Origin of the sequence: Algoriphagus alkaliphilus (assembly GCF_900103735.1) — a bacterium.
GTDB classification, from domain to species: Bacteria; Bacteroidota; Bacteroidia; order Cytophagales; family Cyclobacteriaceae; genus Algoriphagus; species Algoriphagus alkaliphilus.
Genome location: NZ_FMXE01000010.1, coordinates 97,857 through 111,722, shown reverse-complemented (window position 1 = coordinate 111,722; position 13,866 = coordinate 97,857). Strand labels below are relative to the sequence as shown.

Here is a 13,866-nt window from a genome sequence, read left to right as displayed (position 1 = left end):
TAGGACTGAGTTCTTATGAGTACACAGAAAAGCTGAAGCTTTTGTTGCCACTTACCGCTTAATTTCACCTCTTACCTATTGGCTCCCTCACTTCACAAAACAAACCATTCGAAGGAAGGAAAATGTAAATTTTCCAGATGGGATTACGTAAAAACCCTTTACTTTACTACGTAATAAATTTAGAAGCAATGAACCCGACCCGAATTGTGCTTGCCGATGATCACGAACTCGTACGTGACGGAATCAAATCCCTTTTAGAAAATGAAGAAGATTTCAAAGTCGTAGCAGAAGCTTCTGACGGAAAAGAGGCCCTAAAAATAATCGCTCAGGAACAACCAGATATCCTGATTGTCGATATACGAATGCCTGTCATGAACGGCATCGAAGTGGTCAAAAACCTCACCAGGGATTTTCCAAAAGTCAAAAAGCTGGTCTTGTCCATGCACGATTCCGAGGAATATGTGGTGGAATCCATTGAATCAGGAGCAGACGGTTACTTACTAAAGGGAAGCAACAAGGCAGAATTTCTCAAGGCTCTCCATACTATTGCGGCTGGGGGCAAGTATTTTTCGGGTGACATTTCAGAGATTATTATAGACAACTTTGTCAATGGGAAATCCAAAACTTCCAAGAAGCCACTAAGTACACCTGAGGAAATCTCCTTTCTCACAAATCGGGAAAAGCAAATCCTCGAATTGATCCTCGACGGAAAAGGAAATAGCGAAATCGCTGAAGCTCTGAAAATAAGCAAGCGGACTGCCGAAGTACATCGCTTTAATCTGATGAAAAAACTGAATGTCAAAAATCTAATCGAACTGACTCAAAAATCCAAAGAATTGAACTTGATCTAAGAGTCATCTAAGTATTTTTATTTTTAAAAACCCATTTTTTTTGGCTTAGAATAAATTTTTCAGTTTTAATCACTTATTTTTTTACGTATTAACTGTTTTATATAAGTATTTTTACTTACTTTTATTTTAAATAAAAGTAAGTACTATGAAGAATCAAGCTACACTTAAAGCCACACGCTTAAATCTGGGAGATTTTAACAGTGTGCCGATCCGGACATTCTGGATCACCTCCTTCGCGTTTTTCATTTGTTTCTTTGCCTGGTTTGGTATAATCCCCTTCATGCCTGATGTGGTCAGAGATCTCGGTCTTACTCCCGAGCAAAAGTGGAATTCAGTTGTATTGGCCGTTGCGGGGACTATTTTTTCCCGCTTACTTATCGGGAAACTGTGCGACAAATACGGCCCAAGGTTATGCTACACCTGGCTGTTGATTTTGGGCTCAATTCCGGTGATTTTGAGTGGATTGGTCACCTCTCCGATGCAGTTTTACATCTGCCGGCTTCTTACAGGTTTTATAGGAGCTTCTTTTGTGATCACACAGGTTCATACTTCGCTGATGTTTGCTCCAAATGTGGTCGGCACAGCCAATGCAACCTCAGCCGGCTGGGGGAATCTGGGCGGAGGTGCCAATAGATTGGGAATGCCACTGCTGGCTGCGCTGGTAATTGCATTTGGAATTGCCGAGGCTGATGCCTGGAGGTATTCGATGGTAATTATCGGGATCATTTGCTTTTTGACAGGTCTACTTTATTATTTTTTCACCAAAGACACGCCTTCAGGAAATTACTCTGATTTAATCGCAAGAGGTGAAAAGATTCCAAAAGGAAAAAAAGACAGCGTAGGTTTTTTTGAGGCTGCCAAAGATTACCGTGTTTGGGTTTTGTTTATGGTATATGCGGCCTGTTTCGGCATCGAACTGACCGTCTACGGCACCATGGATGATTACCTTCAAAACACCTATGGCTTAAATCGAATCTCAGCCGGTAACCTTGTATTGTCTTTTGCCCTGATGAATATTTTTGCCAGAACATTGGGAGGATGGTTTGGTGATAAATTCGGTAAGACCAACGGACTCAAAGGAAGAGTATGGTTTCTTGCTTCCATCATCGTGGCGGAGGGGCTGATGCTGGGATTATTTTCAATGGCTACAAGTTTGATTTTGGGAATTGCGCTATTGATTGGGTTCAGCCTAACCGTGCAAATGGCAGAAGGTGCCACGTTTTCCGTGGTTCCTTTTATTAACAAGAAGGCCATTGGATCCATCTCGGGCATTGTCGGAGCCGGAGGGAATTTCGGGGCATTTTTGACCGCTCTTTTTCTTAGATACCGATCCGCCGAAGCGGAGAAGCAGGCTCTTCAGGCAAATGAACTCTTGGGTGAGGAAGCCACAAAAGTAGCTCAGGCAGCAGGAGCAGCTTCAGCAGTTTCAGGAGGCTACCTACTGATCGGTGCGATGATAGTTGTTTCCGGAATAATTACCTTAATCATACGATTCAGCCTGGAGGATGAAAAAGTCGCCAAAACAGAATTGGAACAACTTACTCCTGAATTAATCCGGATTGAGGATTAAATTGTGTCATTGAATAATAGAATACCACTTTCTCTGGAAGCATATCTTTTGGAGGAAGTGGCTTGAATTTCCTCATCCGGTCAACATTCTTTGCTGTGAATTCCCAAAAAAAAATAAAAACTACTTGCCCTTACTGTGGGGTGGGCTGCGGAATCGTCGCCGGAGTCAATTCGCAGGACAAGGTAACGGTGGAAGGCGACCCGGATCATCCGGTCAATTCCGGAATGCTCTGCTCCAAAGGGATGAATCTCCACTACGTGGCCAACGATATTTCGGATCGGATTCTGTATCCTGAAATGCGCTGGGGTCGGTCTCATCCACGGGAACGAGTCACCTGGGATGAAGCCCTTGACCGGGCTGCGGCAGTGTTTAAATCCCTCATCCGAAAATACGGGCCCAACAGCGTCGGTTTTTACATTTCCGGCCAATGCTTGACTGAGGAATATTACATCGCCAATAAGCTGACCAAGGGCTTTTTGGGAACGAATAACATCGACACTAATTCCCGGCTATGCATGAGTTCGGCGGTAGTAGCATACAAAAAGACTTTTGGAGAAGATTCTGTTCCGATTTCGTATGAGGACATTGAGCTGGCTGATGTGTTTTTGATTGCTGGGGCTAATCCTGCCTGGAATCACCCTATCCTATTCCGAAGGTTAGAAAAACACAAGGAAAAGAATCCCAATGTCAAAGTCATTGTAGTCGACCCCAGAAAAACAGACTCAGCCAATTTTGCAGATATCCACCTTCAGCTCATCCCCGGCACGGATATCATTCTCTACAATGCCATCGGACGAAGACTGATCGAGACGGGATTGATTGATCCTGATTTTGTAAAAAATCACACCGAAAACTTCCAAAATTACCGCAAGCAGGTAATGGAAACCTCCCTGAAAGAGTCTGCCAAACGCTGCGGAATAAGTGTGGAAGAAATCAAAGAAGTGGCTGACTTGATTGGTACATCCAATGGATTTATCAGTATGTGGGCCATGGGACTGAATCAAAGTTCTATAGGAACGGACAAGAACTTCTCCCTGCTCAACCTTTCACTGGTGACAGGAAGGGTCGGTAAACCCGGTAATGGACCTTTCTCTCTTACCGGTCAACCCAATGCCATGGGCGGTAGGGAGGTTGGTGGCATGGCCAATCTTCTTGCAGTCCACAAAGAACTCCAAAACCCGCAGGATCGACAGGATGTGGCGGACTTTTGGGGAGTTGATCAGATCTCCCCTACTCCTGGGTATACGGCAACTGAAATGTTTGATGCCTTGGCAAGCGGGGAGATGAAAGCAGTTTGGATCATATGTACCAATCCCATGGTTAGCCTTCCCAACCTGAATAGTGTGGAAAAAGCGCTGGCCAACGCCAAATTTGTGGTGGTTCAGGACATCTCGCACCGATCGGATACAGTTGCTTATGCAGATTTGGTTTTGCCTGCTGCCACTTGGTTGGAAAAAGAGGGCACTATGACCAATTCTGAGCGACGGATCTCCTACCTGCCAAAGGGAATCAATCCTCCAGGAGAAGCCCGCCCTGATGTAGAGATCCTTTGCGATTTTGCCAAGCGGATGGGCTTCAGAGGATTCAACTTCACCAATGCCGAAGAAATCTACGAGGAGTATTGTGCCATGACCAAGGGGACAAATATTGATATTTCTTTCCTCAATTATGACCGCTTAAAATCCGAGGGTAGCATTCAGTGGCCTGTTCCTGAATACCGTCATCCGGGTACAACCAGACTTTTTGCAGACAAAAAATTCTATACCCCAAGCCAAAAGGCCATTTTCAACATTCCGGCTCAGATCGAAAATAGTTCTGAGAAAATAAACCAAGAATTTCCTTTCATTTTGACCACAGGGAGAATTAGGGATCAGTGGCATACCATGACCAAAACAGGCAAGGTAGCCCGACTCCGGACTCACTATTCCCATCCTGTGTTGGAAATCAGTTCGCTGGATGGCTACATCTACAAGGTCAAGGACGGGGATGTGGTGGAGGTGAAAAGTAAAAACGGGGTAGTCAGAGTTCGTGCGAAACTTTCCAAATCCATCCGGAATGGTGTGGTCTTTCTGCCCATGCACTGGGGAAAACAACTGGAAAACGACCTCAATCGGGCGAATAACCTGACCTATACCCGGGTGGATCCGCAATCCAAAGAACCTGATTTCAAATACACCACCGTTTCGGTCACCAAATACCAGAAGCCAAAAGAAAAAATCATTGTGATTGGAGCCGGAGCAGCATCTTTCCGGTTTATCCAAAATTACCGGGAACACAACGAAACCGACTCCATCCATGTTTTCTCCAAGGAACCGCATCCTTTTTACAACCGAGTCTTGCTACCTGAGTATGTGACTGAAGAACTCACTTGGGAGCAGCTTCAAAAAATCAAAGAGAAAGGGCTTGCAAAACTTAAAATCAACCTGCAAACCGGCCTTTCAATAGAAAAAATAGACCCTGAACGTCAGATGGTATGGGATTCTCAAGGGAATGCCCATGCCTATGACAAATTGATTTTGGCGACAGGGAGCCGGGCTTTTATCCCAAAAGATGCCCAACTGGACCTCCCAGGACGCTTCACCATGCGCAGCCGCGAAGACGCAGACAAATTCAAAAACTATCTGAATTCCACAAAATTACCCGCTGAGGATCAGCACGTAGTCATTGTTGGTGGTGGGCTTTTGGGACTCGAATTGGCAGCAGCCCTTCAGCATACGAATGTAAAAGTCACCATTGTCCAACGAGCATCCCGCCTGATGGAACGTCAATTGGATTTGGTTTCAAGTAAACTGCTTTCCCTGGATGTTCAAGAACGAGGCATTCATATTTATTTCGACAATGAGGTCAGTACAGTTTTTGACGATGAAAATTCAAAAATCCTGAACATTACCCTAAAAAGTGGCAAAACCATTCAAGCCAATGCCATTGTCTATGCCATCGGCACACAGCCCAACATCAAAATTGCCAGAGAAAACGGCATCAATTGCGGACGGGGAATCAAGGTAAACAAGCATCTGCAGACTAATTTTCCCAACATTTTCGCCATCGGCGAGATTGCGGAGTTTGAAAATCAACTGTTTGGAATCACCTCAGCTGCCGAAGAGCAGGCAGCCATTCTTTCCAATTTCATCCTTGGCGACATCAGCAGTACATACAACGGATCTGTACTGATGAATATTCTGAAATTTAAGGATTTGGAGCTTTGCAGTATCGGCGAAATCATCATCCCCGAAAACGAGGAGGGCTATGAGGAGATAGTATTTACGGATCTAAGCAGGAGGTATTACAAGAAATGCATCGTCAAAGATGATTTGTTGATCGGGGCGGTTTTGATGGGAGACAAAAGTGAATTTGCCGAATTCAAGAGCCTGATTGAGAATAAAATCGAGCTTTCTGAAAAGCGAAAATCACTATTGATGGGGTCGTCGGAAACCCGACCTATACTGGGAAAACTGGTTTGCAGTTGCAGCCGGGTGGGTGAAGGGAATATCTTGGAAGCGATTGCTGGTGGATGCTCGGATTTCTCAACCCTCTGCACCCAAACCGGCGCGGGTCTCGGTTGTGGAAGTTGCAAAACTGAAGTGCGAGAAATATTAAACCAATCAAAGATTAAGGCATGAAGAGTACATTCACCCGGGTAGTCGTCAAAGGCGGAGTACTTTCTCCGGCTGAACTCAAGCAAATTCTGGAAATCGCAGAAAGTGCCGGACTGGACACGATATCGTTTGGGTCTCGGCAAGACATCTTATTTATAAAAGAAGATGGTGAGTTTTCCTTTGAGCCCCAGGGTAAATTTCAGTTCATTTCCCCAGAGGTAGAAGGTGCAGAAAATATCGTTTCATCTTATGTTTCCTCGGACATTTTCCCTAATACACCTTGGCTGACCAGTGATCGCTACCTGTATATCCTGGAGCAATTCCGAATTCTGCCTATCCTTAAAATCAACATCACAGACCCCAAACAACGCCTTGTTCCTCTTTTCACCGGACACCTGAATTTCATCGCCGCTGAGCATGAAGATTATTGGTACTTATTTGTCAGACTTCCTGAATGGGAAAGCAATCAGATGTACCCGGCGCTGATTTACAGTTGGGATTTGGCAAAAGTTGCAGCAGCAATCGAGGACATTTTGCAGGAAGAGCCGGAGACGGTGGACTTCCTTTTTGAGCTGGTCAATGATGCGCTAGACCTCAACAGCCGCACTGTGGACAAGCTCCTGGAGGTTCCCTTCTACCCTTTCCCCTACTATGAAGGAATCAATCGAGTGGGTTCAGACACCTATTGGCTGGGATTATATTGGAGAAATAATAGATACTACATCGAATTTCTAAAGGCACTCTGTGACCTGTGTTCAGAATGTAGAATTGGAAAAATCTCTATCACCCCCTGGAAATCCCTTATCATCAAAGGAATTGCCGAGCAATACAAGTTGGAATGGGAAAAGCTACTGGGAAAATACGGAATCAATGTCCGCCACTCTATGCTGGAGTTAAACTGGCACTTACCTGTCAGTAACAAGTCGGCATTAAAACTGAAAAAATACCTCGTTTCCTACTTCGACAAGCATGACATCAGTACCTATGGATTGACTTTTGGAATTACGGATTACACCAGAAAAGCCTATTATTTCACTTCGATAATTATTGAAAAAAACGAGCCTCCAACTCAGTTGGAAAGTGTGAAAATCCGAAGCACCTACAATCTCTTGTTTGCCAAAAACTTCGACCCCAATACGCAGGAATATTTGGTTTACGTACAAGAAGTGGACAAAACGGATCTGCCGGAATTACTCATTGAATTGAGTAAAATCTATTTTGAACAGTTGGGAAGGGAAAATCCGAAGCCGGAAAAACCCAACAAACCAAAAGACCCTAGCAGTCGGGAGGTGTATCAATGTCAGGAATGCCTGACGGTCTATGATTCTGAGTTTGGAGATTTGAGCCAGGGAATTATTCCGGAAACTCCTTTCGGAAACCTTTCGGAAACCTACCACTGCCCGCTTTGCGAAGCACCAAAAAGCAGCTTTTTGAAAAAGAAATTTCTCAGACGGGAGGAATAATATTGTATGTATTTTATTAAGTATTTTTTTAAATATATAAGTATTTTTACTTATTTTTATTCAACCTATTTTATCTTTGATGAAAAAACTAATCTACACCACAATCAAAATAGATATCTAGGTTCTGAACTGGATTTGGTTTACTTCAGAACTATAGCAAAAAACATCAAACTAAACGCTGGCTACTCCCAATTTTTTGAGACTGAAAGCATGGCAAGTGTCAAAGGTGGAATTCAGCCTGCAAAAACTCAAAACTGGGCTTGGATTCAGCTGATTGTGACTCCAAATCTGTTCAAGCACATCTGGAAAGAGGAATAAAACCTCTTTCCTTCCAAAAATCACTTGAGGTATTATTCATTGGGAACTTTCATGCTTTTGATTACATGAAATGCCCATGAGAAAGGCTTCTCACACAGGGGAATGATTATCCAGGGCATTCCATCTGACCAATAAAAACCAAATTATAAACAGATGAAGTATGGCAGGGAAAATAGCCTCTACTGATTCCTTGGCTCCCCTTGTCGATCCTGGTAAAGCCATTACAAGGCAATCTCCGATCATACCAGCTAAACTTCTTGAAAACATGGCATATGGCGTCCTGATTTGCCCATAGCTACGCATCGCTTCTTCAATTCCGGGAATTCTCCTTTCGAGCAATGACTCCAAAGCCTCGGGAGTGATATCAGTTTTTGAAAGTCCGGTTCCACCGCAGAATATCACCAGCTGATTTAGGGCGGATAGACTTTTTGATTTTTCCCGGATCTGCTGCAAATCATCCGGGATAATCTCGTAGGAGTTTGGATGAATGTTTTAAGCCTTCAGAATTGATAAAATTTCCTGCCCGGCCGAATCCGGTTTGAAGCCATTATAAATCGCATTAGAGCATACTACAAGAGCTGTAGTGATTGCTTTTTGATTTCCGACATTCGAAATCTTTTGAGTCCTTTCTTCGGATTGAATTTTCAGGATGCTGATGCCTTTATCGATCGGTTTAAGCATATCATATATAGTCAAAGCCCCTATTGTGGCTCCATAGAGAGCTTCCATTTCAAGATCTGACTTGCATACGGATTTTACTTTGACCAGGATATGGATTTCCAAATCCTGAATCTGATACTCAATTCCGGTGAATTCGATGGGTTTGGGATGCGAATTAGGAAGAATTTGAACTGTGCTTTTTACTGCAAAAAGTCCGGCTACTTTGGCCATTTCGAAGACGTTTCCTTTTGGAACTCGATTTTCAACCACCGCTGAAATCGTCTCGGGATTGCTGACTTGAACGATCGCTTTTGCTGATGCCTCCTTAAGAGAGAAAAGGTTTGGAGTGATATCTACTATTGAACAAAAATTGTCTTTTTACTCTTTTAAAATGGAAAAGCTCCAAGATTCTGGAAAATAAATTCATCCTCGCAAGCAAAAATCTCCTCCGTTATTTTTTTTACCCCGGCAAAATTCACCACCTCTCCGATTACCAAAACGGACGGACCTTTGATTGCTTCTTCTTCAGAAAGTTTAACGATCGACTTAATCGTGCCAATCACTTCTCGCTGATCGTTTCGGGTACCATTCTGAATGATTGCTATGGGTAAATCTGATCTCCCTAAGTCCTTATAAATCTTGGTGATTTCCTCAATTTTCGACAATCCCATCAAGATTATTACTGTAGCTGAAGACTGAGCTGCCAGTGCTATATCGCCCGACAATTCATGCGAGCTGTTAGTACCTGTTATCACCCAAAAGCTTTCGGAAATTCCCCTAAAGGTAACCGGAATCCCAATCGAGGCAGGCACGGCAACACAGGATGAAATCCCTGGAATTACCGTTGTTTCAACTCCATGCTTTCCGGCAAATACTTCCTCCTCTTTTCCCCTGCCAAACACAAAAGGGTCTCCCCCTTTTAGCCGAACTACAGAACCAAATTCATAGGCATAGGTGACGATCAATTGGTTGATTTCGTCTTGAGTGAAAGAATGGGATCCTCTTCGCTTTCCAACCGAAACTTTGACCGCATTTTTGGCCAAGTCAAGAATATCCTCATTGACCAAGGCATCGTAAAGCACTACTTCAGCTTGCTTCAAGGCTTTGACTGCCTTTAGCGTGAGCAATTCGGGATCCCCCGGACCTGCTCCGATCAGCGTGAGATGAGGAGTTTTTTTTGGTGAGATTTTCATGGTAATCAGGTTTAAGATAGGCTGAGTAACTGGTCTTTGGTATTAATATTCTGAACCGCTTGAATATGACTGGGGCTCAGCAAAATCCGCTGATGAGCTTGGCTTTCCACAAACTGTCGAAGTTTCAATTCATTTCTTAAAACTGAATTTTCGACAGCTTTTAGACATTTTTTGGGATAAACTCCAATCAATGGATAATCATTCTCTCCATCTGAAAGAAAGGTGATTTTGTCAGGATTTCTAGTGGAATATCGAAGCAAAAAGGCAAGAACATCGGTGCTAATTTTCGGGATATCACAACTTAGAATAAGTACTAAACCGGTGGGGGAATGAGTCAAACCTGAATAAATTCCTCCCAAGGGCCCCTTGCCTTCGATCCTATCAGAAATCATATCCAATTGGAATGATTCATAAGCTGGATTTTTGGCAACCAAAACTGGGCATAGAACCAAGGGATAAAGGGCTTCAAGAATCCATTGAACAAAGCTTTTTCCCTGAAATTGGACAAGTCCTTTTTCGGTTTTCATTCGGGAGCTTTTTCCTCCACAAAGAATATAGGCCGACAGATTTGGATCCATAGATTACTTAAATTGAGAATAAATATAAATACAAATACGTATTTATACTTATGTTCTACGTATTTTTTCAAAAAATGAGAAAAAAGCTGTGTAATCAAAATTGTCGGGTTTTGAAAAAAAACATCTTTTTTCAAACCTCTGCTTTGAGCAAAGATTTTAATCCGTATGTTTGCATGCCGTTAAAAAAAAGACCTGATAATCCAAAAATTAACAGAAAGCAGAGTATAGGGTAGCCCTTTATCTCGTCCCGATTTCGATCGGGAAGGTCTCAGGTTCGAATCCCTCAATTGGCAAAAGTGCCGGTTAAAAAAATAGATTAAAATTTAAGTCTTCGGGGTGTAGCGTAGCCCGGTATCGCGCCACATTTGGGATGTGGAGGTCGTAGGTTCGAATCCTGCCACCCCGACTTAGTTTCAATAACCTTTGGATAAAAATCCAGAGGCTTTTTTTTGCCTTTTTCCTTCCCATCCTTTTGCTTAATCTGAGGGTTGTGGCGTAGCCCGGTATCGCTTCCCGATTCAGATCGGGAAGGTCGTAGGTTCTCCCGAAAGCTTTCGGGACTGCCACCCCGACTTAGTTTCATATAGCCTTTGGATGAAAATCCAGTGGCTATTGATTGATTTAAAAAATCCAAATATCTGTGATTTTCTATGTCATTTGAGAGAACCCAACAAAGCAAAATCCCTCCCTCTACCATGCCCTATCTTAACCTGCACTCAAAACCAAATCCCCTCATTTTTCAACCCATTCATCAAGTTATTCACAATTTTTCCGCTACTTAGCCCCTATTTCAATGCTTGATTTCTAAAAAATAAAACCTTAAAGAAAATATAATCTAATTTATGAAGGAGATAATTGATACAATCAATGGTATTATTTGGAGTAATGCCTTGATATTTTTGTGTCTGGCGGCAGGAGTTTACTTTTCTTTTGCAACCAAATTTGTTCAAATCACCTATTTCCAGGAAATGATCCGTCTGCTTTTTGGAGGAAAGTCCTCTGAAAAAGGCGTTTCTTCTTTTCAGGCTTTTGCAATAGCAATTTCCGGTAGAGTGGGCACTGGCAATATTGCAGGAGTTGCCACAGCGATTGCCATGGGTGGTCCCGGGGCGATTTTCTGGATGTGGGTAATCGCATTTTTGGGTGCTTCTTCGGCATTTATTGAATCTACACTTGGCCAGATCTACAAAGAAGTAAATAATGGGCTTTACCGAGGTGGTCCCGCATACTACATCGAAAAAGGACTAGGCATAAAATGGTACGCGGTAATTTTTGCTGTTGCGACTATTCTGAGCACCGTTCTATTTCTTCCCGGGGTTCAAAGTAACAGTATTGCACTAAGTGCAAATAATGCTTTTGACATCCCTGTTCTTTACTCTGGAATAGTCGTCACATTTTTTCTTGGCTTGATTATTCTTGGCGGCGTAAAACGGATTAGCAAAGTCGCCGAAATAGTCGTTCCGTTTATGGCCATGACCTATATTCTAATGGCCGTTATTATCATCGTTATCAATATTACAGAAGTGCCTGCTGTTTTTGCCATGATCTTCAAGTCTGCATTTAATCTGGAGGCTACTTACAGCGGGGTGTTCGGGATGGCGATTGCTTGGGGTGTAAAGCGTGGAATCTACTCCAATGAAGCGGGTCAAGGCACTGCACCTCATGCTGCCGCTGCTGCTGAGGCCTCTCACCCGGTGAAACAAGGATTGGTACAGGCATTTTCCGTTTACGTTGATACTTTATTTGTTTGCACTGCTACAGCCCTGATGATTTTATTCACCGGACAATTCAATGTAGTGAATCCTGAGGGCGGCTTTATTGTAGAAAACCTGCCTGGTGTTCCATTTGGTCCCGAATACACGCAGTATGCGATTGGCACCCACTTCCCCAGTATTGGAAAAGGATTCATTGCCGTCTCTCTTTTATTTTTTGCATTTACTACTATTATGGCTTATTACTTTATCGCAGAGGCTAATCTGAGCTATCTAACCCGAAACAAATCCTCCAAATTGGCAATCAAATTACTCCAGTCAGCGATCCTTATCGCAACATTTTATGGTTCTATAAAAACCGCAGAAATAGCCTGGACTCTCGGAGACATCGGTGTTGGAATAATGGCATGGTTGAATATCATAGCCATACTATTACTCCGAAAACCCGCATATATGGCTTTTGAAGATTACAAAAAACAACGAAAAGCCGGAAAAGACCCTGTATTTATAGCAAAGAATGTTGGGATTGAAAACACCGATTTATGGAAGTGATTGGCTGTCAAAGCTATTTATGAAAGGAGCTAAGCTAAGCTCAATTTTATTGAGTTCTCGTTTAGTTTAGGTGTCAGAGTTTTACTTTATTTGTAAACCAATCGAATGATGCGGATGTGGCGAAATTGGTAGACGCACTGCTTTCAGGTGGCAGCGCCTTCGGGTGTGAAAGTTCGAATCTTTTCATCCGCACAATATTTCAAAAGCAGACCAAATGGTCTGCTTTTTTATTTTTTTTGAATCCGTTTTTGCAACAGTTTCCAGAAATTCTCCTTTTCCTCTGATATCGGAATGTCATCTCCCAACAAATACGCAAATGCTTTCAGAGATTGACTCCTTTCTAGGGTAATTTTCAAAACTCCCACTAATGGAATGAAAAGTACCATTCCGGATATCCCCCACAGCCAACCTCCCAGTAATATGGCTAAAATCACAGCTAGGGCATTCACCCTAACTTTTGACCCAACTACCAAGGGCGTGATTAAATTATTTTCAAGAAGTTGAATTCCCCATAGAACAGCAAAGGTCAAAACCGGCGGGAACAAGGAATCTGTGGTAAGAAACACATATAGAATGACAAAAAAGGAGGAGATAAAAACCCCCACGTAAGGAATCAGATTCATGATCGCGATAAATAAAGCAAACAATATAAAATACTTGATTCCCATCAGGTAGAAGAAAAGCCCCGCCATTAGCGCTACTATCCCCGTCACCCGGATTATCCCGGCAAGGTAAGACTGGATAATATGACCTGAGTCCGTGGCCCAATTGAGAATGAGCTCCTTGTTTTTGGATGAAAACCGAACTAAAAATTCGATAAAAAAATCCTTGTAATACATCAATAAGAATGTAAAAAGAGGCACAATTCCTGCCAAAGTCAATGACTTTCCAGTTGCGAGTAGGGTCTGATTGAAGTTGCCACTGGGTAGCAATGAAATCTTATTCCCGGGATCTTCCAAGTCTTCCCCAATCAAAAGGCCGAGTTCATCGATATATCTACCAAGCTTTTCCTCAAGATTATTACCGATTTCAGGAATTTCCTTTATCAAACCAACCATTTGATTGATAAGTAAATAGAACACCCCAAGATAAACCAGGCCAACAATTAAAATACTCGAAAAAATAGCTAATCCACGGGGTATCCTTTTGCGCTCAATCCATGATGAAACAGGATACAATGCAAACGCGAAAAAAACTCCCCAAACTAGCGGCACCAAGATAAATGCACCTTCGATTAATAGGATACCACCCAGTACTACTATGATCAGAAAGTTGGCTATATCTTGTAGGCGATTCATAAAATTTCTTTACGAAAAAAATTAACTGGAAATAGTTTGAATTGCACTAAGGTGTCCAGTGAATTTCATCCTACA

The 13,866-nt window shown here is 42.7% G+C and carries 10 protein-coding genes and 2 tRNA genes; 7 read left to right on the top strand and 5 right to left on the bottom strand.

Annotation, left to right across the window (positions count from 1 at the left end; translation table 11 throughout):
• The first annotated feature begins 188 nt into the window (after window positions 1-188).
• The 4 genes from BLQ81_RS08830 to BLQ81_RS08815 all read left to right on the top strand — a co-directional run bounded on the left by BLQ81_RS08830 (window position 189) and on the right by BLQ81_RS08815 (window position 7,480).
• Window positions 189-851: a response regulator gene (locus tag BLQ81_RS08830; protein ID WP_092729629.1), complete on the top strand. Its 663-nt coding sequence runs from the start codon at window positions 189-191 to the stop codon at window positions 849-851.
• Window positions 852-996: 145 nt separating this feature from the next.
• The gene (locus BLQ81_RS08825; protein WP_092729587.1) at window positions 997-2,421 is read left to right on the top strand and encodes an MFS transporter; all 1,425 of its coding nucleotides are present in this window, start codon (window positions 997-999) and stop codon (window positions 2,419-2,421) included.
• A gap of 95 nt (window positions 2,422-2,516) precedes the next feature.
• Window positions 2,517-6,041, top strand: a complete 3,525-nt coding sequence (locus tag BLQ81_RS08820; RefSeq protein WP_092729628.1) for a nitrate reductase — start codon at window positions 2,517-2,519, stop codon at window positions 6,039-6,041.
• Window positions 6,038-7,480, top strand: a complete 1,443-nt coding sequence (locus BLQ81_RS08815) for a rubredoxin (RefSeq protein ID WP_092729586.1) — start codon at window positions 6,038-6,040, stop codon at window positions 7,478-7,480. Before BLQ81_RS08820 ends, BLQ81_RS08815 begins: the two co-directional genes overlap by 4 nt.
• Before the next feature lie 408 nt (window positions 7,481-7,888).
• Here the strand turns inward: BLQ81_RS08815 and BLQ81_RS22695 are convergent, their stop codons facing one another.
• From BLQ81_RS22695 to mobA, 4 genes are read right to left on the bottom strand one after another with little or no spacing between them, the layout of a single operon-like run.
• A complete protein-coding gene (locus BLQ81_RS22695; protein ID WP_262481047.1) occupies window positions 7,889-8,287 on the bottom strand; it encodes a molybdopterin-binding protein in 399 nt (132 codons plus the stop codon).
• Between the two features lie 3 nt (window positions 8,288-8,290).
• Window positions 8,291-8,809 (bottom strand): cyclic pyranopterin monophosphate synthase MoaC, encoded by a 519-nt coding sequence (locus tag BLQ81_RS22690; protein WP_262481046.1) that lies wholly within the window; start codon window positions 8,807-8,809, stop codon window positions 8,291-8,293.
• 35 nt (window positions 8,810-8,844) lie between these two features.
• A complete protein-coding gene (gene cobA, locus BLQ81_RS08800; protein ID WP_175454197.1) occupies window positions 8,845-9,651 on the bottom strand; it encodes a uroporphyrinogen-III C-methyltransferase in 807 nt (268 codons plus the stop codon).
• An 11-nt stretch (window positions 9,652-9,662) separates the two neighbouring features.
• Window positions 9,663-10,229 (bottom strand): molybdenum cofactor guanylyltransferase, encoded by a 567-nt coding sequence (mobA, locus tag BLQ81_RS08795; RefSeq protein WP_092729584.1) that lies wholly within the window; start codon window positions 10,227-10,229, stop codon window positions 9,663-9,665.
• 332 nt (window positions 10,230-10,561) lie between these two features.
• Here mobA and BLQ81_RS08785 point away from each other — a divergent pair.
• From BLQ81_RS08785 to BLQ81_RS08775, 3 genes are all read left to right on the top strand, one after another.
• Window positions 10,562-10,635, top strand: a tRNA-Pro gene (locus BLQ81_RS08785).
• 436 nt (window positions 10,636-11,071) lie between these two features.
• Window positions 11,072-12,493 (top strand): alanine/glycine:cation symporter family protein, encoded by a 1,422-nt coding sequence (locus BLQ81_RS08780; RefSeq protein ID WP_092729582.1) that lies wholly within the window; start codon window positions 11,072-11,074, stop codon window positions 12,491-12,493.
• A gap of 110 nt (window positions 12,494-12,603) precedes the next feature.
• Window positions 12,604-12,685 (top strand) — tRNA-Leu (locus BLQ81_RS08775).
• 35 nt (window positions 12,686-12,720) lie between these two features.
• Here BLQ81_RS08775 and BLQ81_RS08770 read toward each other — a convergent pair.
• Window positions 12,721-13,791 (bottom strand): AI-2E family transporter, encoded by a 1,071-nt coding sequence (locus tag BLQ81_RS08770; protein ID WP_092729581.1) that lies wholly within the window; start codon window positions 13,789-13,791, stop codon window positions 12,721-12,723.
• Window positions 13,792-13,866 lie beyond the last annotated feature (75 nt).

Excerpts from the sequence above, each read along its gene's own strand:
- BLQ81_RS08815 (WP_092729586.1), top strand. The coding sequence starts at position 6,038 with ATGAAGAGTACATTCACCCGGGTAGTCGTCAAAGGCGGAGTACTTTCT.
- BLQ81_RS08825 (WP_092729587.1), top strand. The coding sequence starts at position 997 with ATGAAGAATCAAGCTACACTTAAAGCCACACGCTTAAATCTGGGAGAT.
- BLQ81_RS08780 (WP_092729582.1), top strand. The coding sequence starts at position 11,072 with ATGAAGGAGATAATTGATACAATCAATGGTATTATTTGGAGTAATGCC.
- BLQ81_RS08830 (WP_092729629.1), top strand. The coding sequence starts at position 189 with ATGAACCCGACCCGAATTGTGCTTGCCGATGATCACGAACTCGTACGT.
- mobA (WP_092729584.1), bottom strand. The coding sequence starts at position 10,229 with ATGGATCCAAATCTGTCGGCCTATATTCTTTGTGGAGGAAAAAGCTCC.
- cobA (WP_175454197.1), bottom strand. The coding sequence starts at position 9,651 with ATGAAAATCTCACCAAAAAAAACTCCTCATCTCACGCTGATCGGAGCA.
- BLQ81_RS08770 (WP_092729581.1), bottom strand. The coding sequence starts at position 13,791 with ATGAATCGCCTACAAGATATAGCCAACTTTCTGATCATAGTAGTACTG.